Origin of the sequence: Glycomyces algeriensis, assembly GCF_027622855.1 — a bacterium.
Classification (GTDB): Bacteria; Actinomycetota; Actinomycetes; order Mycobacteriales; family Micromonosporaceae; genus Glycomyces; species Glycomyces algeriensis.
In genome coordinates, this window is the sequence record NZ_JAPZVR010000011.1 from 1 (window position 1) to 24,870 (window position 24,870).

Sequence of the window (24,870 nt, forward strand, 5' to 3'; positions counted from 1 at the left end):
CGGCCGCCGGCCCCGGCCGCACCGGCTCCGCCCGCGCCGAGGGCGCCGCCGAGACCGCGACCGCCGCCGGCCCCGGAGCCGAGGCCGCTGCCCCGGCCGCCCGTGGATCCCGGCGGGGTGCCGCCGCCGCTGGTGCCGCCCAGGCCCTTGCCGCCGAGGCCGCCCGAGGAGCGGCCCGAGTCGAGTTTGCGGGGTCCGGTGCCGCCCGAGCCCGGGTTGAGGCCGGTGCTCCGGCCCGAGTCCAGCTTGCGGGGGCCCGAGGAGCGCGGCGGCGTGATGCCGCGCGTCCCGCTCGGCGTCGGCGTGACCATGGGGGGCGGGAGGTGGCTGCTGCCCGGGCCGAGCCCGGTGCCGCCGCCGATGCTGCTGGGCGGCAGGCCGGTCGGGCCGCCGCCGGCGAGACCGCCCGAGACGTCGTCGGGGTCGGTGGTCGTGTTCCACGGGTTGTCGTCGAGCCCTTCGAGGCCCGTGCCGCCCGAGTAGCCGCCCGGCGGGACCCCGCCGCCGTTCAGGCCGAGCCCGTTGCCGCCGAGGGAGTCCAGGCCGGTCCCGCCGTTGTAGCCCCCAGGCGGGTTGCCGCCGGCGCCGGTGAGGTCGTCGGGGTCCGGGGCCTTGAACGGGTTCTCGTCGTTCAGGGAGTTCAGGTCGCCGGCGCCGTTGACGCCGCCCGGCGGAGTCCCGCCGTTGAACCCGCTGCTGTTCAAGGCGTTCTCGCCCAGGCCGTTGCCGTTGAGGCCGCCCTGGTCCGGGCCGCCCGCCAGCGACTGGAGGGTCCCGGGAGGGGCCATGTCGTCGAGCCCCGCCCCCTCCAGGTCGGGCATGCCGCCGCCGTCGCCCGCGTCGAGCTCCGGCGGGTCGAACTTGTCGGTCTCGCCGTCGTTGAAGGTGGTCTGCTCGCCCTTGCGCACGTCCGGCGCGATCTCCTGGACGTGGGCCTCGACGTTCGCGTGCCGCTCGGTCACCTCTTCGTTGACGCGCGCGGCCTCCTCCTCGAGCTGGTCGGAACCCTGCGCGCCCAGGGAGATCAGCCGCTCGTCGGCGTACTCGTCCGCTTTCTTGCGGGCCAGCTCCTCGCCCTTGAGACCGTCCACTTCGTACTCAGGGTTGGCGTTGACGTACTCGATCCACCGGTTGTAGGTGGTCTCGCGGCCCTCCTGGACCTCGTCGATCACCGTGGGGTCGAACCCGGCGAGCTCGACGGCCTTCGCGATCTCGTCGTTCTTGTGGATCTCGCAGTTCTTGAAGAACGGCGGCCGGATGTGGATCTGGTGCGAGCCGCAGCTGGTGCCCTGCATGTAGAACTTCGGCGCGGGGTAGACGCACGAAGTGCCGCCCTGCTGCTCGTAGATCTCCGCCTGCTTGTCGTCGAGCAGCTTGACCACGCCGCCCTTGCCGTCCTCGCCGGCGATGTCGCCGCTCACCGTCTTGCAGTTCTTGAGGACCGTCTCCGTCTGCTCCTCGAAGGCGTCGAAGTCGTCGCCCTTCCAGAAGGCCGAGAGGCTCCCCAGGCCCTCCTTGAGCTTCGGCGCGATCGCCGCGAACTCCTCCTGGAACTCGACCCACTGGTCGCGGATCGTGTCGAGCGCGTAGTCCGCCTCCGGCTGCGGCCGGATCGAGGCGACCATGCTCTTGATCGACTTGCCCTCGGGCAGCATCATCGTGCCCTCGCGCGCGGCCTTGAGCGAGTCGATCTGGGCCGCCACGGGCACCGCCGACATGAGCTTGACCCAGGCCGGCTCGGCCGGGTCCTCAGTGGCGTTGGTGCACTCGTCGTGGCTGCACTGCGGGGACACCTTGAGCGCGTTCTGCGCGGTCGTGAAGTCCGCGCCGCTCTGGCCTTCGGACAACTTCCCGTAGTCGGTGCGCTCGAACTGGTCCTCTTCGGACATGGCGGCTACTCGCTCTCTGCCTCAGGGTGGGTGGCGGACTGGGGACGCGGCGCGTCAGAGGAGGTCGGCATAGCCGTCCATCTCGCCGGCGGAGGTCTCGTCCGCCTCCGCGGCGAGGTCGGCGGAGTCGTTGAGGGTCTTGATCATCCCGTGCAGCGCCTCGCGGAGGTCCTGCAGGTTGTCCCAAGTGGTCTGGTGGAACGCCTCGTAGTTGGTGCGCGCGGTCGCGGAGGCGTCGAGCTGCCCGAACGCGGGCAGGAGCCCGAGGCGCTGGCCGTGCTCCATGCGGGGAATGAGGGACTCGAGGTGGTCCAGCTGCTCGCGCACGAGGGTGCGGTACTCCTCGAGCGCTTCGGTGTCGATTACTCGTTCAGCCATGAGGTCGCCTATCCGTTGGTGAGCGGCGCTCTGCCCCGGCGCCGAGGCGGCTCGGCGGTGAGCGCTCTCTGGGGCGCACGCCCGCGGCGAGGGTTGAACTCGGCTGGCGCGCGCGAGGAGCGGAGATGGCGTCAATGATAAGCACACCTTCCCGAATCCCGGTGTTCGGCACCGGTCGCACGGTATGTATGCGAACGGATGCATAGCAACGGGTTTCGATGTCTCAAGCGGGACTGAGCTGCCAGGACGCCGAACCGCCGCCCGCTGTGGAGCGGACGGCGGTCGATGAGTCCACTGAGGTGCACTCGGATTTGTTACCCGAAGTTCACTCTTGAACGGGTTCGGTTCACCACTGGTTCACTGCTTCACCGCGCCGGCGACCAGCCCGGACTGCCAGTACCGCTGCAGGAACAGGAAGGCGATCACGAGCGGGATGATCGACAGGAGCGAGCCGGTGATCACCAGCGGCACCAGGTCCCCGCTCGCGCCGCCCGCCGCCGCGGCCTGGCCCTGCCAGCGCGCCAGGCCCACCGTGATCGGGTACAGCTCGGGGTCGTTGAGCATGATCAGCGGCAGGAAGTAGTTGTTCCAGGTGTGCACCAGGGCGAACAGCAGGACGGTGGCGAAGCCGGGCGCGAGGAGGCGCAGCACCACTTGGAAGAAGATTCGCAGTTCGCTCGCGCCGTCGATGCGGGCGGCCTCCAGGAGGCTGTCGGGGACCGCGGCCTCCACGTAGACGCGCATGAGGAGGAGTCCGAACGGGTTCACCAGGGAGGGCAGGATGATCGCCCAGGGCGTGTCCGCCAGGCCGATCTCGCTGAACACCAGGTAGGTCGGGATCGCGAGCGCGGTCGTGGGGACCATGACCGCGCCGAGCACGATCAGGAACATGGTGCGGTTGCCTTTGAAGCGGTACTTGGAGAAGCCGTACCCGGCGAGGGCGGCGAGGAGCGCGCCGCCGCCCGCGGCGGTGACCGCGTACAGGAGCGTGTTCCACAGCCATTTGAGGAAGACGCCGTCGTCCTGGGTGAGCGTGAGCTTGATGTTCGCGAAGAGGTTGAACTCGTCGGAGAACCAGAGCCCGAAGGTGGAGAACAGGTCCTCGCTGGTCTTGCTGGAGGCGACGACGAGCCAGAACAGCGGGAGGAGGAAATAGGCCGCGGCGGCGAGCATCCCGATGGTGAGGACGGTGCTGCGCTTGGGCTTGTGGCGGCGCGGCTTGATCGCGGTGGTGGTCATCGCCGGCTCCTGCGGTTGGTGGCGAACATGAACGCGTACGAGCCGACCAGGATGACCAGGCCGAGCACGAACGAGACGGCGGCGGCGTAGTTGTACTCCTGGCCCACGAACGCGAGGTTGTAGGCGTACAGGTTGGGCGTGTAGGCGGCGTCGATCACGGTGGGCGCCAGGGACTGCATGAGCTGCGGTTCGTTGAACAGCTGGAAGGCGCCGATGATGGAGAAGATCATGCAGACCGCGAGCGCCCCCTTGAGCGCGGGGATCTTGATGCTCCAGGCGATGCGCCACTGCCCGGCGCCGTCGACGGCGGCGGCCTCGTAGATCTCGGTGGGCACCGAGCGCAGGGCCGCGAAGAGGATGACCATGTTGTACCCCGTGAACTCCCAGAACACGATGTTGGCGAGGGAGCCGAGCATGAGGTCCGGCCCGAGGAAGTCGGGGGCGCTCATGCCGATCTTCTCGGCGAGCTGCGCGAAGGGCCCGAAGTCGGGTCCGTAGAGGAAGCCCCACATGAGGGTCGCGATGACGCCGGGGACGGCGTAGGGCACGAAGATCCCGAGCCTGGTGGTCCGCTTGAGGCGGACGAGGCCGGTGTCGAGCGCGAGCGCGAAGGCGAGCGCGGCCACGAGCATGATCGGCACCTGGATGAGGAAGAAGAGGCAGACGCGGGCGATGCCGGTCCACAGCTGCTCGTCGCCGAAAGCGCGGGTGTAGTTCTCGAGGCCGACGAAGACGTTGCCGCCCACGAGCTGTTCGCGGAAGAGGCTGAAGTAGGCGGCGTAGAGGAGCGGGACGAGGAACATCAGGAGGAACACGATCATGAACGGGGCCACGAACATGTATCCGGCGAGGGCGCGGCCACGGCGAAGCTTGCGAGCCGTCGGTGTGCTCGGGCGCGGCCCTTCTTGGCGGTTGCGGGTCTGGGTCGTCGCGGTCATGGCTTCCTCACCGTGAATCCCTGGTACTTCGCGTACTCTTCAATGCGCGCCTGCCACGCCTCCATGGCCGCGAAGGCGTCGGTCTTCTCGGCGACGCCCGTGCCGACGGTGGCGGTGAAGTCGGCGTAGACCTTGTCCTGGAACGGGGCCCACTGGAAGTCGGGGGCGACGGTGGTGCCGATCTCGGCGAAGAGGCCGTTCACCTCCTGGCCGCCGTAGAACTCGAGCTGCTGGCCGGTGAAGGCCGGGTCCTCCAGGAGCGCCTTCGTGGGCGGGTAGAGGAACTGCTCGTTCGCCATGGTCGCCGTGGACTGAGGGTCGGTGTTGATGAACTGGGCGAAGACGGCGGCGGCGATCGGGTTGCGGGTGGTGGCCATGACCGCGGAGGTGGAGCCGCCCCAGTTGGAGGAGACCGCTTGTCCTGCTTCCCATTGCGGGAGCGGGGCGACGCGCCAGAGGCCGGAGGTGGAGGCCGCGGCGGACTGGAGGAAGGTCGGGGCCCAGGCGGGGGCGATCCAGGTGGCGTACTTGCCCTTGTTGAGGGCCTGGTACCACTGGTCGTTGAAGTCGGCGTCGACCGAGATGAGGTCCTGTTCGGACAGTTCGCCCCAGTAGCGGGCGACCTTCTCGGCCTCGGGCGAGGTGAGGTCGACGTTGAGGTCGGGGCCTTCGGAGCCGCCGAACGGGTCGGCGCCCGCCTGCCAGAGCATCGCGGCGAAGAACGCGCCCTGCGAGGGCGCGAAGTTCGTCAGGTACACCTCGGGGTCGGCCTCGTGCAGCCGTTGCGCGGCGGCGGCGAAGTCGTCCCAGGTCGCGGGCACTTCGATGCCGTGCGCCTGGAAGATGTCCTCGCGGTAGAGCATCCCCATGGGGCCGGTGTCCTGCGGGATCGCCCAGACCTCGCCGTTCGGGCCGCTCACCTGCGACCACGCGAACTCGACGAACTGGTCGCCGATCGCGGCGGCGCCGTAGGGGCCGAGGTCGAGGAGGTCTTCGGTGATGACGAACGACGGGATCATCTGGAACTCGAGCTGGGCCACGTCGGGGGCGCCGTTCCCGGCGCGCAGGGCGGTGCGCAGCTTCGCGTAGTGGGGGTTGCCCTGGCCGGCGTTGACGATGTCGACGCTGATGGCCGGGTAGGCGTCCTGGAAGAGCGCCACTTCCTTCTCGATGTCGGGCACCCAGGTCCAGAAGTTCAGTTCCGTGGGCGTGCGCATGGCCTCGTCGATCTGGTCCTGCGTCACGCTCTTGGGCGGGTCCACTGTGTGCCTGCCGCAGGCGGCGAGTGCCAGCGGGCCCGCCAACGCGGCCGTGAGGCCGGTCCTGCGACTGAAGCGGGGATTCATCCGGATCGGTCCTTTCCTGTTGCGCGCCATTGCGAATCAGGATTCGTCCTATGGCACTACGGTGGGGACAGGTGTGAGGAGGTGGGCGGTGCGGTCGAGGAGCGGACGACGAGCGGGCGGCGCGGTGCGGCCGCCCTCGCCTCGGGTTCGGGCGCGGCTCCGGGCAGGAGTCGCATGAGGACGTTGAGGGCGTGGGTCGCATCGCCTTCGAAGTCCTGGCGGACGGTGGTCAGCGGCGGGGAGAGGTAGGCGGCGGCGGGGATGTCGTCGAAGCCGACGAGCGAGACGTCCTCGGGGACGCGGCGTCCGGCCTCGTGCAGCGCGCGGGCGAGGCCGATCGCGGTGTCGTCGTTGGCGCAGAACACGGCCGTGGCCTCGGACGGCAGGGCGAGGCCGGCGGCGTGGCCGCCGGCGGGGGTCCAGTCGCCCTCCAGGTGCGGGGGCGCCTCGATGCCGCGGGCGCGGTGGGCCTCGGCCCAGCCTTCGAGGCGCTCGCGGGCCTCCCACCAGTCGAGCGGTCCGGCCACGTGCCAGACCCGCTCGTGACCGAGGTCGAGGAGGTGCTCGACGGCCTCGCGGCAGGACGCGGCGGTGCGGCCGCGGGCGAGGGCCACCCGCTCGGCCGGGAGGTCGGCGGCCTGGCCGAGGCCCACGATCGGGACGCCCGCGTCGGGGCGCACCTGCTGGCCCTCGTCGATGGGTTCGGAGAGGATGATGCCGTCCACGCCTTGGGCGAGCAGCCAGTCGACCGAGTCCTGGATCGCCTCCGGTTGGCCCTCAGGGGTGTTGGCGACCATGAAGGAGAGCCCGGCGGCGCGGGTGGCGCGCTCCAGGGCCACGAGCATGGAGGCCGGGCCGTAGAGCGCGGAGCCGAGCGAGACGACGCCGATGCGCTTGAAGCGGCCGGTGATGAGGGCGCGGGCGGCGGTGTTGGGCCGGAAGCCGAGCTCGGCGGCGGCCGCGAGGACCTTCTCGCGCACCGCTTCGCTGACGTACCGCTCGTTGTTGACGACGCGGGAGACGGTCTTCTGGGAGACCCCGGCCAGGCGCGCCACATCGGTCATGCCGGGCGGGCGGCGCCGGGCATCGTCGGAGGTCGCGTGGGCGGTCATAAGGCTCCCGAATCGAGACTGACTACGTTGTCAGACGTAACCTACGCCTCGCTCCGGAGCCCTGTCAAGTGAGGGCCGTCGAGTCGGTCAGATAGTACCGACCAGCGCCGCCAGCGCGCCGTCGCGCGCGAAAACGGGGATCACGTCGATCGGCGCCGCTGCGTCGATCCACTGCCCGCCCTCGTGCACCGCTCCAGAGTGGAGGTCCGTCCAGGTCGCGCCCTCGGGGAGGTAGACGCGGCGGCTCGTCGCCTCGGGCCGGACCACGGGGGCCACGAGGACGTCGGGGCCGAACATGTACTGGTCGGCCAGGTCCCAGCAGACCGCGTCCCGCGGGAACTCGTGGAACATGCCGCGCATGACCGGCTGCCCGTCGGTGTGGGCCTCCTCCATGAGGCGGCGGGTGTACGGGCGCAGGGCCTCGCGGAGCTTCACGTAGCGGACCAGGATCTCGTAGACGTCCTCGCCGAAACTCCACAGCTCGTTGGGGGCGCCCGAGTTGTTGCGCGGCGAGCCGTCGGCCGCCAGGACCCGCTCGCTCGGCTGGCGGTCGCCGTGCATGCGCATGACCGGGCAGAACGCCCCGAACTGGAACCAGCGGACCAGGAGCTCCCGAAAGCCCGGGTCCTCGATGTTCCCGCCCGCGAAGCCGCCGATGTCGGTGGTGAACCAGGGGATCCCGGCGACGCCCATGTGGACGCCGGCGGTGATCTGGCGGCGGAAGTCGGCCCAGTCGGAGTGGATGTCGCCCGACCACACGAGCGCGCCGTAGCGCTGGCTGCCGGCCCAGGCGCAGCGCACCAGGTTCACGATCTCCGCTTGCCCTGCGGCCCTTTGGCCTTCGTAGAGCATCCGGGAGAACGCCTGCGGGTAGACGTTGCCGACCTCCACGTTCGGGCCCGCGTGGTAGCGGTAGTTGTCGAAGTCGTAGACGCCGTACTCGGGTTCGGCCTCGTCGAGCCAGAAGAGCTTGACGCCCAGGTCGTGGTAGTTGCGTTTGAGGATCTCCCAGGCCCGCTCGCGGGCGCGGGGGTCGGTGGCGTCCAGGAACATGCTCGGCCCCTGGAAGCTCATCTGCACGCCGTGGCCGCGCTCGGTGCGGACGAGGAGGTTCTCCTTGCGGAACGCGGCGAAGTTCTCGGATTCGGTCGAGACCTGCGGCCAGACCGAGACCATGAGTTCGACGCCCATGTCCTGCAGCTCTTTGACCATGGCGGCGGGGTCGGGCCAGAACTCGTCCTCGAACCGGAAGTCGCCCATCTTGGGCCAGTGGAAGAAGTCGGCGACGATCACGTCGAGCGGCAGGCCGCGGCGCTGGTACTCGCGGGCGACTTCGAGGAGCTGCTCCTGGTTCCAGTACCGCAGCTTGCACTGCCAGTAGCCGAGCCCGTATTCGGGCATGCCCGGGGCGTGGCCGGTCGCCTTCGCGTAGGCGGCGCTGATCTGCGCGGGGGTGTCGCCGGCGGTGATCCAGTAGTCGAGCTGCCGCGTGGACTCGGCGGTCCACTCGGTGCGGTTGGCGGCGAACGTGGCCGTGCCGATCGCGGGGTTGTGCCAGAAGAACCCGTAGCCGGCACTGGACTGGACGAAGGGGACGCTCGCCTGCGAGTTGCGGTGCGCCAGTTCGAAGGTGGAGCCCTTGATGTCGAGGATGTCCTGCTGGTACTGGCCCATGCCGTACAGCCGCTCCCCCGCCGGAGGCTCGAACGCGGCGCGGAGCCGGTGCGCGCCGCCGGCGAGCGGCCGGAACTCGCGGGCGGTGAGCTTGAGCGCGCCGCCGTCGGGGATCTCGCGCAGCAGGGTGCGGCCGGAGGCGTCGCGGAATTCGACGGTGCAGCGGTGGATCGCGTACTCGGTCTGCCAGTCCCAGCCGGCCCACGCGCGCATCACGACGGTGATCGCGCCGTTGACAAGGGTGGCGGCGTCGCCGTCCACAGTGATCTCGACGTTCACGGATTCGGGTTCGAGGAGCGCGAAGTCGGTGTCGAGCACGTCCCCTGAGGGGCTGCTGCGCACCCGCAGCGAGTCGCGGCCCCAGGCCTGCACGAGGAGGGTCTCGCCGTCGCCGCGCCAGAGGACGGCGTCCGGGGAGGTCTCGAAGGTGTTCATCAGGCGCTCAACTTCCTCGTCTTCGGGCCCGCGGGACCGAGCTAGCGAACCGGTTCGCTGACGATCATGCCAGGTCACGGGGCACGCGTCAAGGAGGCCGGCGCCTCCAATGTCGGGGCCCGGTACTGGCCCGACGGCCGTTTCGCACCGAGGATGTCGGGGGTGGCCCCTACCATGGCGAAACCGACCCGGGTCGCGCTTCTACCCGAGGCCCGCGTCCCGCACATGACCGTCAACGAGGAGGCATGCAGTGTCCGACAAGGTCGAAGGCATCGGTGGCGTGGTCTTCCGGGCGAAGGACCCGCTCGCCCTGGCCCGCTGGTACGAGACGCATCTGGGCGTCGCCAACGGGCTGGAGGGCACCGAGGTGTGGAGGCAGCAGGCCGGGCCGACGATCTTCGCCCCGATGACCGAGTTCCACAGGCTCGGCCCGCGCCAGGGCGTGATGCTGAACTTCCGCGTCGGGGACCTCGACGCGTTCCTGGACCGGCTCCGCGCCGAGGGCATCACGATCGACGACGGCATCGAGGTCGAGCCCGGCGCGGGACGGTTCGCGTGGATCACCGACCCCGAGGGCAACACGGTCGAGCTGTGGGAGCCCGAAGCCGGATTGTGAAAACCGGTGAGCTCAGGGCCGGGCCTTCGGCTTCAGGTCGAGCCGCGGTTCGATGAGCCGCTTCCGGGCCGGGGCCTGGGGTCCGGCGACGCGGTCGCACAGCATCTCGACCGCGGCCTCGGCCACCGCTTCGGGCCGGGATTCGACGGCGGTGAACGACAGGACGTAGAGGCGCGCGAGCTCCGCCGAGTGCAGCGAGACCACGTTCACCTCCAGATCGAGGTCGTTGAGCACGAACGGCAGCATGGCGACCGCCGCGTCGTTGTGGATGAGCAGGGTCTTCGGCAGCGCCGGGTCCTGCAGCGCGGTGCGCAGCGTCGCGCGCACCTGCTCGGGGCCCACGGGCACCGGGACGGGCACGAGCCGCAGCCCCCGGTCGGCCGCGCGCCGCAGCGCCGCGCGTTCGAAGCGGGTCGCGTAGGTGGAGCCCGACTCGTACAGCTCCTCGGGCCAGCGCACGAACATCGCCTCGCGGTGGCCGGCGTCGGCGAGGTGGTCGACGAGCAGGTTCGCGGCGGCGGCGAAGTCGAGGTCCACGGCGTCGATGCCGCGCGGGTCCTCGGGGTTGCCCACGAGCACCGCCGGGTAGCCGGAGCGGCTGATCGGCTCCAGGCGCGGGTCGCCGTCGACCACGTTGAGGAGGATGAGGCCGTCCACCTGGCGGCCCGCGATGACCCGCCGGACCGCTTCGGCCCCATCGGGTTCGGTGAGGAGCATGACGGCGTAGCCGCGTTCGCGGGCGGCGTCCGAGAAGGCCACGAGGTAGGTGGCCAGGGCGGGGCTGAACTCGGCTTCGTGGAAGCGGACGACGACGCCGAAGGTCATGGTGCGGGAGGTCGCGAGCGCGCGGGCGCCGGAGTTGACCGAGTACTCGAGTTTGGCGATGGCCGCTTCGATGCGGGCGCGCGTCTCGGGGGTCACGAACTTGCGGCCTGTCAGCACGGACGAGACGGTGCTGCGCGAGACGCCGGCCTCGCGCGCGACGTCGCCGATCGTCGCCACACCGGCTCCTCTCACTGCGTTCCTTCTCTGGTGCTGTCTGGGCGAGTGTATCGGCTCGCCTGGTCGGGGCGGGGGTGTCGGGGGGGGGGGGGGGGGGGGGGGGGGGGGGCCGGCCCGCCGGCGGGGGGGGGGGGGGGGGTGGGGGGGGGGGGGGCGGGGCGGGGGGCCCCCCGCCCCCCGCCGCTCCTTCAGTCGGACAGCGGGGTGAGGGTGATCCGGTCGAGGTTCGGCGCGTACTGCGAGCGCAGCAGGACGCCGGGCCAGGCGTCGGAGCCGTAGCTGACCCCGTCGAACTGCGGTTTCTCCTCGCCGCTCACGCCGATCTCGTTCACCCCCTCCACGAGGCCGACGACTACGGTGAGCTCCCAGAAGTTGTTCTCGTGGAACGAGTGCGGGAAGATCACGCGGATCGGCTCGGCCCCGTTGACCGAGACGAGCGCATAGCGGGCCACGGGGTCGGGGTTGTAGTGCGTCGCCGGCGACTGCTCCTCGTTGGAGTAGCGGAAGGTCAGCGCGTACGTCCCGGCCTCGGGGACTTCGACGGCGTCGAAGGTGAGCGTGTTGCCGTTGCCCGGTTCCCCGCCGATGCCCGTGACGGCCTGGCCGCCGGAGGCTAGGGACAGGTCCTGGGCGGTGGCGGTCCCGGCGAGCACGCCGTCCTCGGCCTCGTAGGCGACCGGTTCGAGGGCGCCGGAGGGGGCGACGGTGAGCCGGTCGACCTGGAGGTGCTTGGCGCCCTTGACGACGATCTTGTTGACGCCGCCCAGGAGGAAGGCGTCCACGGTGCCGTCCTTGGCGGTCTTGACGGTCTCGCCGTTGACCTCCAGCTGGACCCTGCCGCTGCGGGCGGTGTCGAGGTCGAGGAGGGCCGCGGCGTCGGCGGGCGAGTAGACCCAGAAGGTCGCGGTGGCGCCCTTCGGGACCGAGGCGCCGCCGGCCGTGCCGTAGACCGGGGTGGCGCCTTCGAGTTCGGCGTATTCGGCCTCGTACACGTCGGCGGTGCGGTCCGGGTCGGGCAGGGCGAGGTCGAGCTTGTCGATGAGGACGTCGCCGGCGATCTTGCCGCTCCCGTCGAGGCTCCTGGTGGCCAGGGTGATCTCGTGTTCGCCGGCGGTGAGCTCCACTGTGGTGTCGGTGTGGTCCCAGACGGTCCACTTGTAGCCCAAGGGCAGGAAGACTTCCTGCTCGGCGCCGCCGTCGACGCTGAGGAACATGTTGGTCGGGCCTTCGGCCTGCACTTCGGGGTCGGTGTTGAGCGAGCCGGCGAAGATGCTCAGGTCGTACTCGCCGTCCGCGGGGACCTCCACGTTGAACGTGAGCCCGTTGTCGGTGCCGGTGCGCATGCCGCCGACGTTGTAGCCGCCGGAGGTGTAGAACTTCGACACGTTCGAGGGCGAGCCCTCGGGGCCGTTCACGTTCAGACCGGTGCCCTGGAACTCGGCGTCCTCGGCCTCGTACGTGGCCTCCCAGGCGGCGCGCGGCTCGGCGGCGGCGCCGGTGTCGGCGCCCGGGGTCACGATGACCTCATAGGACGATTCGGCGTTCAGCTCGGGCAGGTCGCCCGCGCCGAAGTGCACGGCCGCATCGGCGGCGGGCACGTCGAGTTCGGCGATGGTGTCGGGCTGGGCGCTGTCGCCGATCTGGCCGCTCCAGCCGATCTCGCGCACGGCCACGTGCAGGGTGTCTCCGAAGACGTCTGTGGGGACGTTGCCGAGGCGGAGCGTGTAGTCGCCGCCGGCGCCGCCGAGGATCACGCGGCTCTGCCGCAGGTCCTCGTCGAGCGTCGCGACGCCTTGGAGGGTGTAGCTCTGGCCCGGGTGCGGCGGGGTGACCTCCACCGTGGTGCCGCTCATCTGGCTGTAGGCGTTGAGGAGCCACCACTGGCCGTTGGCGCGGTTGGCCTGCACGGCGGAGTCGGAGAGGTTGCCGTCGATGTTCCAGTAGGCGATGTCGCCGTACACCTTCTTGTCCTCGAGCGCGGAGATCCACTGGATCATCTGGCCGGGAACGGAGGTGTGGTAGTTGAAGGCGTACTCGGTGATGTTGATGGGCAGCCGGGTGCCCTCGTGCTCGGTGCCGGCGAAGAGCTCGGCCTCCCAGGCCCGGTAGCGGTCCACATTGGCCCGGATGTTCGCGGGGTCGGAGAGCTCGTGCCACACCACGGCGTCCGGCACGGTCCCGGCCTCGATGGTGTGCGCCATGAAACCCTTGACCTGGTTGTACAGGACGCTGGTGTTGGGTCCGCCGATGCGGGCGTCCGGCAGCACCTCGTGGATCACCGCGTAGGCGCGGTCCCAGGCCGCGAAGAAGTCGGCCGGGTCGTCGAGCCAGCTGGTGCCGTCGTAGCTCCACTCGCCGGTGCCGAACATGTTGCCCTCGGGCTCGTTGTACGGCATGAACACCACATTGGACTGCTGCTCGGCGGGCAGGGTCGCGACCTGCTCGGCCTGCGCCCGCAGCTTCTCCATGTAGGTGTCGAGCTTCTCCTCCGGGGTGTCGCCCGGCCACTGGTACGGGAAGCCGCGGTGGATGTCCGTCATGTAGATGTAGACGTCGCCGTTCGAGGCCTCGACCAGCGGGCCGAGCACTTCGAGCGCGTCCGCGCCCGGGTGCTGCGGGCCGTCCTGGGCCTTGGTGGCCACGGTCGCGAGGTCGATGCCGTCGATGAGGTTCGCGGACGGCAGGCCCTCGTCGTAGAGGCCGTAGAGGGTGCCGGAGGCGCCGCCGAGGAAGTCGCCCGTGGGCTTGCCGAGGTCCACGTTGATGGCGTTCTCGATCACCTCCACAGTGGCCGATACTGCGAGGTCGTGCCCGACGACCTTGCCGGACACGGTGAACGTGCCGGGCTGGCCGTACTGCTCGGCCGGGATGTCGTCCCAGTCGATGCCCACGTTGCGGCCGATGCCGTCGCTGAAGGCGGCCGGAGCCGAGGCGGGCAGGTCGGGCGCCTCGCCGACGACGGTGCGGGCCTCGAACGAGTCCTGCTGCAGCCCTTCGATGACGGGCAGCTCACCGCCGTAGAGCCCGGCGACCTGCGCCGCGTCGAGCGCGAGGTCGTACACCTGGAACTCGTCGATCGCGCCGTCGAAGAACGGGTGCCCGGCCCAGAACGCCTTGCCGAGGAACCCGGAGGTCGCGCCGTTCGGGTCGTGCATGACCGCGTCGAGGTCGACCTGGGCCTTCGTGCGGCCCACTTCGACACCGTTGAGGTAGTAGGCGATCTGCTCACCGTCGATGGCGGTGACGGCCTGCACCCACTCCCCCGCGGGGAGCTTGCCGGTGCCGTCCACGCCGACTTCACTGCCGCCGTTCACCGGCTTGATCGAGGAACGGTTCGTGCCCGGACCCTGGAAGGAGGGAGTCAGGAAGGTGGCGCTGGCGTTGTCCTTGCCCAGGTTGTACGCCCACTGGAAGTCGGCGCCGCCGTCCCAGCGCAGCCAGGTGGCGATCGTGATCGCGTCGCGGCCCTCGAAGAGCCCGTGCGGGACCTCCACATAGGGCGCGGTGGTGGAGCTCGCGGCGCCGCCGGTGAGGTCGAGGGCGGCGGAGCCGTCGGCGCGGCCGGGCACCGAGGGCGCCTGCGCGGCGTTGACGACGGTGCCGTCCAGGCCCGAGGGCGACAGGTCGTCAACGATGCCGTTCGCGACCTGCCCCTCCTCGAAGGAGTAGGAGAGGATCAGGTGCTCATCGAGGGTCTGCGCCGCGGCGGGCACCGACGCCAGCGGCACTATCGCGAAGGCGGCGAGGACGCTCGCCGCTCGGACTGGTGCTCGGGACTTCATGTCGACTCACTCTCGTCGTTGAGAAACCCGCCGGAGGGATGGCATTCCAGCGAACCGGTTCGCTCAACACCGTACCGAGGCTGGCTGCTCCTGGCAATAGCCTGGAGAACCGGTTCGCTGGATTCTTTGCGCCGCACCCGGGACGCGTGCGGCGCGGTGACACCGGCCGCTCCCGACGTGCGGCCCGCGCCGACGGGGTAGCCCCCTGGCTTACGGCATCGAACCCGAACGGAGGAGCCATGCGACCGCTCGACCGGATCTGGGCCGCCGCTTTCGTCATCGCATGGAGCAGCGGCTTCATCGGCAACGAGCTCGGCACCCGCCATGGCTCCGCACTGGACCTGCTGACCTGGCGGTTCCTCCTGCTCGCCGCGCCCTCCCTGCTCTGGCTGGCGGTGCGGCGGGTCCGCGACCGGCGGGCCCTCGGCACGCACCTCGCCATCGGCGTGCTCGCGCAGGCCGGCTTCCTCAGCGGAATCGCCTTCGCCGCGGACCTCGGCGTCGCACCGGGCGTCATCTCGCTCATCGCGGGCCTGCAGCCGATCGTGATGGCCGCGGCCGCCGCGCTGCTGCTCGGCGAATCGATCCGGCGCCTCCAGATCCTCGGCCTGGGCGTCGGCCTCGCCGGCGTCGCGCTCGTGGTCTCCGCGGACGGCTTCGACGGCGCGGCCCCGCTCTGGGCGTTCACACTGCCGCTCATGGCGGTGCTCAGCCTGGTCGCGGCCACCGTGCTCGAACGCCGGGCCGGACCGCAGGGGCTCGGCCCGGTCGACGCGCTCGCGGTCCAGTTCCTGGCCGCCGCGGCCGTCTTCACCCTCGCCTCGGCGATCGGCGGCGACCTCGCGCCGTCGGCGGCACCCGGATTCTGGGCGGGCGTCGCCTGGACCGCCGTCCTCGCCGGGCTCGGCGGCTACGGCCTCTACTGGGTCGTGGTCCGGCGCAGCGGCGCCACGACCGCGTCGAGTCTCCTCTACCTGACGCCGCCCACGACCATGCTCTGGGCGTGGCTCATGTTCGGCGACGAGCTGGCGCCCGTGTCCTGGATCGGCCTCGCGGTCACCGCGGTCGGCGTGGCCCTGGCGCTCAACCGCGAACGGCCGGCCGGGAAGCCGCGCGCCCCGGCCGACCGGTCCGCCGTCAGGTGAGCCGGAACGTGGCCTCCGAGCGCTCCTGCGCGGTGGCGGCCGTCAGGATGTTCGCCAGACCGCCTGCGGCGCGGATGAACCGGCCCGGGAAGTTGTACGACTCGAACGACTCCGCGGCGGCGTCGGCGAGGCCGTCGCGCTGGAAGAAGCTCGCGTCGGCGTCGAACACCGCGGAGCCGTCGTCGGCCTCGACCCACAGCTCGTAGTTCCGGTGCCGCAGGTACCGGCCCGGGAAGTTCGCCGACTCCAGCGAGACGGTCCCCGAACCGGCCAGACCCGGCACGATCCGGAACTGCGAGTCGGCGAGCATCGCCACCGAGGTGCCCGCCCGGACCCGGTAGTCGTAGTGGTTCAGGTAGGCCCCGGCCTGCCCGTGGAGCGCGAAGCGGTACGGGGTCGCGCCCGCCGCGACGGGGATGCCGAAGTCCGGCGTGCCGTCCGCGCGCCAGTAGACCTTCTGGATCCTGGTGTGCCGGTTGGGGTCGTAGAGCGGATCGCCGCTGATGGCCTTGTAGGGCCGGGCGTGGTAGACGAGGATGTCGCTCTGACCGTCCTCGGAGACGGTGAACGAGTTGTGCCCGGGGCCGTACTGGCTCGTCGCGTCGTTGCTGCGCAGCACCGGCTGGGCGTTCTTGGTCCACGAGGCGGCATTGAGGAGGTTCGCGCCCGAGGAGGCGGTGAGCAGGCCGACCGCGTAGTTCGCGTCGGTCGCGCTGGCGGAGAACGTCATGAAGATCCGCCCGTTGCGGGCGATGACGGCCGGGCCCTCGTTCACCTTGTGCCCGATGGTCTCCCACGCGAGCGTCGGCTTGCTGATGCGCACCGGGGTGCCGGTGATGGTCCACGGGTTCGCCATCGCGGCCAGGTACAGGCTGGTGCCCGAGCCGAGTTCGGGGTCGCTCTGGGCCCAGCAGAGGAAGCGGGTCGAGCCCTGGGTGAAGGTGGTCGCGTCGAGCGCGAACGAGTCGCGCGGGGTCGCGATGCGGCCCTTCTCGGTCCACGTGCCGCTCATGGGGTTCGCGCTCGCGTTCTCCAGCACGTACATGCGGATCGCCCACACGTCGTCGGTGCGACCGGCGGCGAAGTAGACGTACCACTTCCCGTTCACGAAGTGGATCTCCGGCGCCCAGATGTGCGCGCCCATCTCGCCGCTGGAGTGCCTGCTCCAGATGGTGGACTCGGCGGCGGTCGCGAGGCCCTGGAGGGTGGTCGCGCGGCGCATGACGATGCGGTCGTAGGCCGGGACGCTGGCGGTGAAGTAGTAGTACCCGTCGGTGTGGCGCCAGATGTGCGGGTCGGCCCGCTGCTGGATGAGGGGGTTGACGTACCGGACGCCGGGGGTGTCGGCGGCCCGGGCCGCGGCGGCGGCGAACCCGACGCCGGCACCTGACGCGGCGGCGACCCCGGCGGCCTGGAAGAGCCGGCGGCGGCTGATCGGCGGGAACTGCATGGCGAACTCCTCGAGGGCGGGAGACCACATGTTGTGATCGATAACAATCCTGCTGCCAGCGTAGGCAGGCACCCCTCGAAAGTCAACGATATCGATCGATCAATATCGACGGTCGCGAATATAAGATGCCTCCGGGGAGGCACGGCTACCAGCGGTGGTGGACCTGGGCGCGGATCTTCGCGTCGTAGAGGTCGCGCACGGCGGCGAGCGTCGACTCGGGCAGGGCCGCAAGATCCGCCGCGGCGGCGTTCGCCCTGGCCTGCTCGGGATTGCGCGCGCCGGGGATCACGGTGGAGAGGCCCGGCTGCTGGATGAGCCAGCGCAGCGCCGTCTGCGCCGCGGTGGCGCCTGCCGGTGCGAGCTCCGCGAACTCGGCGGCAGCCTCGACGCCCGTGGCGTAGTCGACCCCGGAGAAGGTCTCGCCCTGGTCGAAGGCCTCGCCGTGCCGGTTGTAGGTGCGGTGGTCGTTCGCGGCGAACACGGTGTCCTTCGTGTACTTGCCCGAGAGGAGCCCGGACGCGAGCGGCACGCGCGCGATGATCCCGACCCCGGCCGCCGCCGCGGCGGGCAGGACCTGCTCGAGGGGCTTGAGCCGGAACGGGTTCAGGATGATCTGCACGCTCGCGGTGCCCGGTCGGGCGATCGCGGCCAGGGCCTCGTCGCAGGTCTCGACGCTCACCCCGTAGGCGGCGATCCGGTCCTCGTCGACGAGAGTGTCAAGCGCGTCGAAGACCGCGTCGGAGGCGTACACGGGCGTGGGCGGGCAGTGGAGCTGGACGAGGTCGAGCCGGTCGACGCCGAGGTTGGCGCGGGACCGGTCGGTCCAGGCCCGGAAGTGCTCGAGGGTGTAGAGCGCGGGGTCGAGGTCGACGCGGCGGCCCATCTTGGTGGCGACCATGACCCCGGCGTCCGGGCGCTCCTTGAGGAAGCGGCCGATGAGCTGCTCCGAGCGGCCGTCGCCGTACACGTCGGCGGTGTCGAAGAAGGTCACGCCCGCATCGACCGCTCCGCCGAGGACGGCGAGCGCGTCGGCCTCCCGCACCTCGCCCCAGTCGGCGCCCAGCTGCCAGGTGCCGAGCCCGACCACGGACACCCGCTGGCCGCTCCTGCCGAAAGTGCGCTGCTCCATCGGTCCCCCACATTCGTCGACGCGTATCTCGCGGGGCAAGTCTAGGGAGCCGTCGCGGGCTCCGCCAGGTGGACTCGAGGTCGCTGCGGGCTGCAGGTGCCGGCCGGTGCGCCGGCCAGGGGGTGCGTGCGCAACGCGGGTTCGCCGGTCGGAGCGCCGGTATAGTTCCCTGCGTGCGCTATTACGTTCAGTTTCCTGCCGGGACCGGCGAACTGGTCGCCGAGTCGATCGGTTCGTACGTCGACCGGCCGGAGGTCGTCTACGCCGACGACAGTTCACTGATCTTCGAGTCGGACACGCCGTACGCGCAAGTGGTGCAGATGCCGTTCGTGAAGAACTCGTTCACGGTGATCGCCGACGTCGTGCGGCGCGACATCGACGAGGGCGTGCTGGAGCTGGCGGACAGCCTCCGCTACGACGGGCTCGAGGCCCGCGCGGACACGTTCCGGGTTATGTTCCATGTGGACGGTGCGCTCATTCCCGTGGACCCGCGCGCCAAGCGCGCGCTCGAGACCGAGATCAGCGACGCGTCGGGCCAGCGCATGGTCGGCCGGGGCTCGGGCGAGGAGTACTGGGTGGTCGGGAGGACCGACTTCGAGTACCTGATGCTGTGCCGCCGCCATATCCGGGCCAAGCGCGCGGAGAAGGCGGCGGGCGCGATCTCGCATGAGTTGTCGTCGCTGCTCATCGCGGCGTCGAAGCCGCGGCCCGATGACGTGTTCCTCGACCCGTTCGCCGGTTCGGGCTCGTTCACGAATGCGCGGATGTCGTTCCCGGCGATGCGCATCGTGTATTCGGACGCGGATCTGGCGCGGCTGCGCGAGGACTTCCCGCCCGCGATCCGCGACTCCCGCAACGTTGAGTTCCTCGCCGACGACGCCTTGGCGCTGCCGTCCTTCAAGGACCGTGAAGTGGACGTGATCGTCACCGATCCGCCGTGGGGCGAGTACGAGGACCTGCCGCTGCCGCTGCCCGAGTTCCTGGGCGCGATGGCGCGGTCGTTCGACCGGGTGCTGGATCCGAGCGACGGGCGGTTCGTGCTCCTGATCGCGCGGATGGCGGCCGAGGAGGCCGAGAAGGCGTTGACCGCGAACCGGCTCAACGTCGGTTCGGTGCACGAGATCCTGGTGAACGGGCACCCTGCGACGGTGCTCGTGGGCGGCCGCGCAGCGGCGTGAGGACCGGAGTCCCCGCGCCGCCGACGCGAGCGGTGGCCTAGGTCCCGTAGCGGGCGAGGAAGAGGTCCACGGCGTCGTCGACCGGGGCGTCGGCCGCATCGGCGGCGTCGCTGCCGGTGAGGAGGCGCCGGTTGAGGGGCGATCCGATCACGAGCCAGGTGAACTGGTCGGCCGCGCTCAGCGGGTCGGGTAGGCGCAGCAGGCCCCGGTCGCCTAGCGCCGCAAGCGTTTCGGCGAGGGCGCGGATGTTCCGCTCCCAGCTGTGCTCGAGGTAGTCGGCGGCGACGTCGGGGAGGCGCCTGGCTTCACTGGTGACCAGCCGCCGCATGTTGAGGACGGCGGGGCTGAGGACGCCCGCGCGCATGGTCCCCGCCAGTTCGACGAGCCCTTCGCGCACGTCGCGGCAGGCGGCGAGCCGTTCCAGGTGGGGGCGCATGGCGTCGCGTCCGGCGTCGGCCCAGGCGCGGACCACGGCGGCGAAGAGCGCGTCCTTGTTCTGGTGCTCGCGGTAGAGCGAGGCCTTCGAGATCTGGGCGCGCGCGGCGACCTCGTCCATGGTCGTGCCGCCGTAGCCGTGCTCGAGGAACACTTCGCGGGCGGTGGCGACGAGGTCGGCGCCGGTCCGGCCGGGGGGACGGCCGCGGCGGCGGGTGGGTGCAGGCATGCCCGAATTTTAGTACTTGACCGGACTGAAAACCAGGGCTAGCATTGTTCAGTACCATCGAGTACTTAAAGGGGAATCCCATGGCCCTCGCCGTCGTCTTCGCTACCGTCGCCTCGTTCGCGTTCAGCGCGGTGCTGTACGGCGCGCCGCCGGTCGCCGCGTACGTCGGGCGGCACAGCCACCCGCGGCCGGGCGTCCCGGTCGCGGTCCAGATGGGCGCCGTCCTCGCGCGGAGCCTCGTCGCCGCCTGCCTCACCGCCGGCCTCATGCAGGTCGCCGGATGGAGTGGCCTCGGCGACGGCGCCCTGCTCGGACTCGCACTGGGCGCACTGCCGGCGGCCATCCTCACCGGCGCCGTCGTCCACGAGGGCGTCCCGGTCGGGCTCGCCGCGGTCCACGCCCTCGACTGGGTCGTGAAACTGACGCTGATCGGCGCGATCGTCGGTCTCGCCGCTTGAGAAGGAGCAGCACCATGAGCGAAGCACCACTGGACAGCGCAAGCCTCGACATCGCCTTCAACGCGACGCTCGGCAAGGTCCGGCCCGGCGACACCTGGACCTGCGTCCAACTGCCCGGGTCGGCCGAAATCTTCGGCACGCGAGGCCTGGTCAAAGTCGCCGGCACCGTGGACGGCGTGCCCTTCCGCGGCGCTTTCATGGCCCTGGGCGACGGCACCCACAAACTCCCCGTCGCCGCCGCGATCCGCAAGCGGATCGGCAAGGGCGACGGCGACACCGTCGCAGTGCACCTCACGCAGCGACTGCATTGATCGGCGACGACTCGGGGCCCTGCGCCTGGACATCGGTCCAGGGGCGGGGGCCCCCGCGGGGGTGGGGGGAGGGGGGGGGGGCGTCCTGGACCTCGCCGATGAGTTCCTCGACGATGTCCTCCAGGAACAGCACGCCGGTGGCCGCGCCGTCCGCGCCGATCACGCGGGCGACGTGGGCGCCCTCGGCGCGGATCTGCGCCAGTCCGTCCTCGAGCTCGGCGGCGCCGGCCACCACGGGCAGCTCACGGAGCCGCTCGGCGGGGATCGGCGCGTCGAGCTCGTCGGGGCCGGTCAGGTCGAGCACGTCCTTGAGGTGCAGGTACGCGCGCGGCGTCCCTTCGGCGTCCTCGATCACGTAGCGGGAGAACCCGTTCGCGGAGACCGCCCGCTGCACGTCGCGCGGCGTCGGCCGGGCCGGCAGCAGCACGATCTCGGCCAAGGGGACTTCCACGTCGGCCACGGTCTTCTCGGTGAACTCGAACGCGGCGGTCAGCGTCCCCGAGTCGTCCACCAGGGTGCCCTCGCGCTGCGATTCCTCCACAATGGTGGCGACCTCGTCGATCGTGTAGGCGCTCTGGGCCTCGTCCTTCGGCTCGACCCGGAACAGCCGCAGCGCGCCGTTCGCGATCGCGTTCAGCGACCAGATGATCGGGCGCACGACCCGCGAGATGAACACCAGCGGCGGCGCCAGGATCAGCGCCGCGCGGTCGGGCACGGAGAACGCGAGGTTCTTCGGGATCATCTCGCCGAAGACCACGTGCAGGAACGTCACCAGCAGCAGCGCCACCGCGAACGCGATCCCGGTGACGGCCGCCGGGGTCAGCCCGGTCCAGCCCAGCGGGTACTCGAGCAGGTGGTGGATGGCCGGTTCGGAGACGTTGAGGATCACCAGGGAGCAGACCGTGATGCCCAGCTGGCTCGTGGCCAGCATCAGTGTCGCGTGCTCCATGGCCCACAGCGTGGTCTTCGCGGCACGGCTGCCCTCGGCGGCGCGCGGCTCGATCTGCGAGCGGCGCGCGGAGATGACGGCGAACTCCGCGCCGACGAAGAAGGCGTTGGCGGCCAGGAGGACCACCAGCCAGATCAGTCCGGGAAGGTACTCGCTCATCGGCCGGCCTCCTGCTCGAACGTCTCCATGATGCGCTCACGCGTCCCGCCGAAGGCCGGGTCGGTGGCCTTGTCGTCGGGCAGGTAGCGCAGGCGCTCGATCCGCGAACCGGTCAGCCGGTCCACCCGAAGCCGGCCGCGGTCGACCCGGACCTCCTCGCCCGGAGCGGGGATGCGCTCGAGCGCTTCGAGGACGTAGCCCGCGACGGTCTCGTAGTCCTCGCCCTCGGGGATGCGCACGCCCGCGCGCTCCCAGAGCTCGTCGGGGCGCAGTGAGCCCGCGATGAGGATCGAGTCGGCCTGCTTGAGGACTTGGCGCTGGATCTTGTCGTGCTCGTCCTGGACCTCGCCGAGGAGCTCCTCCACGAGGTCTTCGAGGGTGACGATCCCGGCGGTCCCGCCGTGCTCGTCGATGACGACCGCGATCTGGAAGCCGCGGCCGCGCAGCGTGCCGAGCAGCGACCCGACACCTGCGGCCTCGGGGACCTTCAGCGGCTCGGACATCAGCTCGCTCACCGCGACCTCGCCGCGGCGGTCGAACTCGACGCCGTACGCGGACTTCACGTGGACCACGCCGACCACGTCGTCCACGTCCTCGCCGAGGACCGGGAACCGCGAATGGCCCGTGCGGGCCGCCTCGGCGATCACGTCGGCGGCGGTCGCGGTCCGCTCCAAAGTGGTCGTCCGCACGCGCGGGGTCATGACCTCTTCGGCGGTGTGCGTCGAGAATGTGAGTGTCCGCTGCAGGATCGCCGCGTCGTCGCGGTCGAGCGCCCCTTCGGTGGCCGAGCGCCGGATCAGGAAGCTGAGCTCCTCGGCGCTGCGCGCCCCGGACAGCTCCTCCTTCGGCTCGATGCCCATCGCGCGGATCGTGCGGTTCGCGGTGCCGTTGAACAGGACCACGAGCGGCTTGAACACCACCGTGAACCCGATCTGGAACGGCACCACGAGCTTCGCGGTCGCCAGCGGCACCGCCAGCGCGAAGTTCTTGGGGACCAGCTCGCCGAGGATCATCGAGAACAGCGTCGCCACGGTGATCGAGACGATCGCGCCGACCGCGGGCACCGCGGACTCGGCGATGCCGAGGCCGGTGAGCGGGTCGTGCAGCAGGGAGCTGATCGCCGGCTCGAACGTGTAGCCCGCGAGGAGGGTGGTGAGGGTGATGCCCAGCTGGGCGGAGGAGAGGTGGGTCGAGGTGACCTTGAGGGCCTTGATCGTGGGCTGGAGGCCCTTCTCGCCTTGGTCGCGGCGGCGCTCCAGTTCAGGCCGGTCGAGGTTGACCAGGGCGAACTCGGAGGCGACGAACAGGCCCGTGCCCACGGTCAGGATGACACCCGCGAGGATGCCCCAGACTTCGGTGTTCAACGCTCACCTCGCTGCGGCGTAGCGGTAATCGGCGCCTGCCGCTCCGAGGTGAGCCAGGGTTTATGACTGGGAGAATCGTCCATGCGGACGAGGATAGCGGCATCAGGGCACCACCGCTCAACGAAGGTGCCCGGATCACAGACCAGCGGCGGGAGTCTGGCATCCGGGTGCCAATCGCCCGCCGGAACGCCGCCGCCGAGGCCGTCCGGCATAGTTGCGAAGCGGGCTGAACGGGCCACTGCAGGATGTGCGACCCGAGTGCCGGATGGGATCGGTGAGCGCTACGGCCACTGTCCGTGCGCGAGAGGACAAAGGTGAGCGAGTATATGATCCTCGGAGCCCCTCTCTCGTATCCACCGGCATGGAGCGTCGAATGAGCCTCTCCCCCTTCCTGTCCGCCGCGGTCCGCATCGGAGCGTCCGCCGCCGCGGGCACCGTCGTCCTCGGCACCGCCCTCACCGGGACCGCAGCGGCGGCCCCCGTCACCATCGACCCGCTCGCCGGTGTCGAAGGGTTCAACGCCGTCGCCCGCTACGACGCCGCCCTCGCCTCGACCGAGATGGAAGGCCCCCTCGCCGCGGGCGGGGACCTGACGCTGCTCGGCGGCTACAACATCGCCGCCCACACCGCGGGCGCGTTCACCGCGCCCGGCGACGCGGCCCCCAGCGCCCTCGTCGTCGGCGGCGGCGTCGACTGGGACGCGAGCAGCGGCTACGCGCGCGTCCAGAACGGCTACATCAAGATCGGCGTCCTCGCGGCCACGGACGTCCTCACCGAGGACGCCAACCAGGCCGCCCGCACCACGCGCGCCGTCCCCGCGGGCGCGGGCTACGACGCCGACGTGCGCGTCGAGACCACCGAGCACCAGCCCGGCGAGTCGGTCGGCGCCGACACAGGCCTCAACTTCGAGGCCCTGTTCGCCCAGTTCGAGGATCGCTCCGCCGCACTGGCCTCCTGCGCGGGCGCGAACGTCCTGAACATCAGCGGCGAGGACCTGAACGGCGTCGCCGAGTTCACGTTCCCCGCGGCCCCGAGCGCCGGCGACGTCTACCTGATCAACGTCGACACCACCGGTACCGGCGGCGTGTTCGACTGGAGCACCCCGAACTTCCCCGGCATCAGCGGCGCGAACGCGCCCTACATCCTGTGGAACTTCCCGGACGCCACCGAGGTCACCGTCACCGGCGGCGACTCCCTCCAAGGCTCGGTCTACGCGCCCGGCGCGGCGTTCACCGACGAGTCCGCCTCCAACCTCGAAGGCACCGTCGTCGCCGCGTCCCTTGACCTCGGCACCGCCGCGGCGAGCGGCGGGGAGCTGCACCAGCAGCCCTTCGCCGGGGCCTTCGAATGCGAAGCGGGCGAAGAGGAAGAGGAAGGCGGCGAGGGCGGCTGGAACCCCGAGGCCCCCGCGAGCGAGACCCCTTCGGAGGACGAGAGCGACGAGGCCCTGCCCTCGACCGGGACCTCGAGCATCCTCCCGGTGTCCCTCGCGGCGCTGACCCTGGCGGCGGGCGCCGCGGCCCTCTGGGCCACCCGCACCCGCCGAGCTCAGAACTGAGCAGCTGAGGCGGGGGGGGGCCCCCCCCGGGGGGGGGGGGGCGGGGCGGGCCGCGGGGGGGGGGGGGGGGGGCCCCGGGGGGGGCCCCCCCCCC

General features: G+C 71.0%; 19 protein-coding genes and 1 pseudogene. 6 read left to right on the forward strand and 14 right to left on the reverse strand.

What is annotated here, in order from left to right:
• The 7 genes and pseudogenes from O2L52_RS18410 to O2L52_RS18440 form a co-directional block, all read right to left on the reverse strand.
• Positions 1 to 1,889: pseudogene (locus O2L52_RS18410) on the reverse strand (hypothetical protein); the annotation flags it as partial.
• Positions 1,890 to 1,943: 54 nt separating this feature from the next.
• Complete coding sequence (locus tag O2L52_RS18415) at positions 1,944 to 2,267, reverse strand: hypothetical protein (RefSeq protein WP_270117297.1); 324 nt, start codon at positions 2,265 to 2,267, stop codon at positions 1,944 to 1,946.
• Positions 2,268 to 2,624: 357 nt separating this feature from the next.
• Positions 2,625 to 3,506 (reverse strand): carbohydrate ABC transporter permease, encoded by an 882-nt coding sequence (locus tag O2L52_RS18420; RefSeq protein WP_270117298.1) that lies wholly within the window; start codon positions 3,504 to 3,506, stop codon positions 2,625 to 2,627.
• A complete protein-coding gene (locus tag O2L52_RS18425; protein ID WP_270117299.1) occupies positions 3,503 to 4,444 on the reverse strand; it encodes a carbohydrate ABC transporter permease in 942 nt (313 codons plus the stop codon). The genes O2L52_RS18420 and O2L52_RS18425 overlap by 4 nt, the downstream gene beginning before the upstream one ends.
• The gene (locus O2L52_RS18430; RefSeq protein ID WP_270117300.1) at positions 4,441 to 5,790 is read right to left on the reverse strand and encodes an ABC transporter substrate-binding protein; all 1,350 of its coding nucleotides are present in this window, start codon (positions 5,788 to 5,790) and stop codon (positions 4,441 to 4,443) included. Before O2L52_RS18430 ends, O2L52_RS18425 begins: the two co-directional genes overlap by 4 nt.
• Before the next feature lie 56 nt (positions 5,791 to 5,846).
• Positions 5,847 to 6,902, reverse strand: a complete 1,056-nt coding sequence (locus tag O2L52_RS18435; RefSeq protein WP_270117302.1) for a LacI family DNA-binding transcriptional regulator — start codon at positions 6,900 to 6,902, stop codon at positions 5,847 to 5,849.
• Positions 6,903 to 6,989: 87 nt separating this feature from the next.
• Positions 6,990 to 9,011: a glycoside hydrolase family 31 protein gene (locus O2L52_RS18440; protein ID WP_270117303.1), complete on the reverse strand. Its 2,022-nt coding sequence runs from the start codon at positions 9,009 to 9,011 to the stop codon at positions 6,990 to 6,992.
• 250 nt (positions 9,012 to 9,261) lie between these two features.
• Here O2L52_RS18440 and O2L52_RS18445 point away from each other — a divergent pair, with 250 nt between their 5' ends.
• A complete protein-coding gene (locus O2L52_RS18445) occupies positions 9,262 to 9,627 on the forward strand; it encodes a VOC family protein (RefSeq protein WP_270117305.1) in 366 nt (121 codons plus the stop codon).
• Positions 9,628 to 9,639: 12 nt separating this feature from the next.
• Here O2L52_RS18445 and O2L52_RS18450 read toward each other — a convergent pair whose 3' ends face one another.
• A complete protein-coding gene (locus O2L52_RS18450) occupies positions 9,640 to 10,629 on the reverse strand; it encodes a LacI family DNA-binding transcriptional regulator (RefSeq protein ID WP_270117306.1) in 990 nt (329 codons plus the stop codon).
• Positions 10,630 to 10,817: 188 nt separating this feature from the next.
• Complete coding sequence (locus tag O2L52_RS18455) at positions 10,818 to 14,411, reverse strand: LamG-like jellyroll fold domain-containing protein (protein ID WP_270117307.1); 3,594 nt, start codon at positions 14,409 to 14,411, stop codon at positions 10,818 to 10,820.
• Positions 14,412 to 14,650: 239 nt separating this feature from the next.
• On the opposite strand from O2L52_RS18455, the gene O2L52_RS18460 reads away from it, so the two are divergent.
• Positions 14,651 to 15,556: a DMT family transporter gene (locus tag O2L52_RS18460; protein ID WP_270117309.1), complete on the forward strand. Its 906-nt coding sequence runs from the start codon at positions 14,651 to 14,653 to the stop codon at positions 15,554 to 15,556.
• Here the strand turns inward: O2L52_RS18460 and O2L52_RS18465 are convergent.
• On the reverse strand, positions 15,549 to 17,036 hold the full coding sequence (locus tag O2L52_RS18465; RefSeq protein WP_270117311.1) for a family 43 glycosylhydrolase: 1,488 nt from the start codon (positions 17,034 to 17,036) through the stop codon (positions 15,549 to 15,551). The genes O2L52_RS18460 and O2L52_RS18465 overlap by 8 nt on opposite strands.
• A 115-nt stretch (positions 17,037 to 17,151) precedes the next feature.
• Positions 17,152 to 18,135, reverse strand: coding sequence for an aldo/keto reductase (locus tag O2L52_RS18470; RefSeq protein ID WP_270117313.1), 984 nt, complete (start codon positions 18,133 to 18,135; stop codon positions 17,152 to 17,154).
• Between the two features lie 173 nt (positions 18,136 to 18,308).
• Between O2L52_RS18470 and O2L52_RS18475 the strand changes: the two genes are divergently transcribed.
• Positions 18,309 to 19,313 (forward strand): TRM11 family methyltransferase, encoded by a 1,005-nt coding sequence (locus O2L52_RS18475; RefSeq protein WP_270117315.1) that lies wholly within the window; start codon positions 18,309 to 18,311, stop codon positions 19,311 to 19,313.
• Positions 19,314 to 19,350: 37 nt separating this feature from the next.
• On the opposite strand, the gene O2L52_RS18480 is transcribed toward O2L52_RS18475, so the two are convergent.
• Entirely contained in the window at positions 19,351 to 19,977 is a 627-nt protein-coding gene (locus O2L52_RS18480) for a TetR/AcrR family transcriptional regulator (protein ID WP_270117317.1), read from the reverse strand.
• 80 nt (positions 19,978 to 20,057) lie between these two features.
• On the opposite strand from O2L52_RS18480, the gene O2L52_RS18485 reads away from it, so the two are divergent.
• Positions 20,058 to 20,435, forward strand: a complete 378-nt coding sequence (locus tag O2L52_RS18485; protein ID WP_270117318.1) for a DUF1761 family protein — start codon at positions 20,058 to 20,060, stop codon at positions 20,433 to 20,435.
• Between the two features lie 14 nt (positions 20,436 to 20,449).
• A complete protein-coding gene (locus O2L52_RS18490) occupies positions 20,450 to 20,746 on the forward strand; it encodes a DUF1905 domain-containing protein (protein WP_270117320.1) in 297 nt (98 codons plus the stop codon).
• Here O2L52_RS18490 and O2L52_RS18495 read toward each other — a convergent pair.
• Together O2L52_RS18495 and O2L52_RS18500 are read right to left on the reverse strand one after the other, a co-directional pair.
• Positions 20,727 to 21,854 (reverse strand): hemolysin family protein, encoded by a 1,128-nt coding sequence (locus O2L52_RS18495; protein WP_270117322.1) that lies wholly within the window; start codon positions 21,852 to 21,854, stop codon positions 20,727 to 20,729. The two genes, O2L52_RS18490 and O2L52_RS18495, sit on opposite strands and share 20 nt — an antisense overlap.
• Entirely contained in the window at positions 21,851 to 23,218 is a 1,368-nt protein-coding gene (locus O2L52_RS18500) for a hemolysin family protein (protein WP_270117323.1), read from the reverse strand. The genes O2L52_RS18495 and O2L52_RS18500 overlap by 4 nt, the downstream gene beginning before the upstream one ends.
• Before the next feature lie 373 nt (positions 23,219 to 23,591).
• On the opposite strand from O2L52_RS18500, the gene O2L52_RS18505 reads away from it, so the two are divergent.
• Positions 23,592 to 24,776 carry a choice-of-anchor A family protein gene (locus O2L52_RS18505; protein ID WP_270117324.1) on the forward strand — a complete coding sequence of 395 codons (1,185 nt, stop codon included), beginning with the start codon at positions 23,592 to 23,594 and terminating at the stop codon, positions 24,774 to 24,776.
• Positions 24,777 to 24,870 lie beyond the last annotated feature (94 nt).

Coding starts and splice junctions, on each gene's coding strand:
- O2L52_RS18470 (WP_270117313.1), bottom strand. CDS start 18,135: ATGGAGCAGCGCACTTTCGGCAGGAGCGGCCAGCGGGTGTCCGTGGTC.
- O2L52_RS18460 (WP_270117309.1), top strand. CDS start 14,651: ATGCGACCGCTCGACCGGATCTGGGCCGCCGCTTTCGTCATCGCATGG.
- O2L52_RS18485 (WP_270117318.1), top strand. CDS start 20,058: ATGGCCCTCGCCGTCGTCTTCGCTACCGTCGCCTCGTTCGCGTTCAGC.
- O2L52_RS18420 (WP_270117298.1), bottom strand. CDS start 3,506: ATGACCACCACCGCGATCAAGCCGCGCCGCCACAAGCCCAAGCGCAGC.
- O2L52_RS18435 (WP_270117302.1), bottom strand. CDS start 6,902: ATGACCGCCCACGCGACCTCCGACGATGCCCGGCGCCGCCCGCCCGGC.
- O2L52_RS18415 (WP_270117297.1), bottom strand. CDS start 2,267: ATGGCTGAACGAGTAATCGACACCGAAGCGCTCGAGGAGTACCGCACC.
- O2L52_RS18430 (WP_270117300.1), bottom strand. CDS start 5,790: ATGAATCCCCGCTTCAGTCGCAGGACCGGCCTCACGGCCGCGTTGGCG.
- O2L52_RS18440 (WP_270117303.1), bottom strand. CDS start 9,011: ATGAACACCTTCGAGACCTCCCCGGACGCCGTCCTCTGGCGCGGCGAC.
- O2L52_RS18495 (WP_270117322.1), bottom strand. CDS start 21,854: ATGAGCGAGTACCTTCCCGGACTGATCTGGCTGGTGGTCCTCCTGGCC.
- O2L52_RS18465 (WP_270117311.1), bottom strand. CDS start 17,036: ATGTGGTCTCCCGCCCTCGAGGAGTTCGCCATGCAGTTCCCGCCGATC.
- O2L52_RS18455 (WP_270117307.1), bottom strand. CDS start 14,411: ATGAAGTCCCGAGCACCAGTCCGAGCGGCGAGCGTCCTCGCCGCCTTC.
- O2L52_RS18425 (WP_270117299.1), bottom strand. CDS start 4,444: ATGACCGCGACGACCCAGACCCGCAACCGCCAAGAAGGGCCGCGCCCG.
- O2L52_RS18490 (WP_270117320.1), top strand. CDS start 20,450: ATGAGCGAAGCACCACTGGACAGCGCAAGCCTCGACATCGCCTTCAAC.
- O2L52_RS18480 (WP_270117317.1), bottom strand. CDS start 19,977: ATGCCTGCACCCACCCGCCGCCGCGGCCGTCCCCCCGGCCGGACCGGC.
- O2L52_RS18505 (WP_270117324.1), top strand. CDS start 23,592: ATGAGCCTCTCCCCCTTCCTGTCCGCCGCGGTCCGCATCGGAGCGTCC.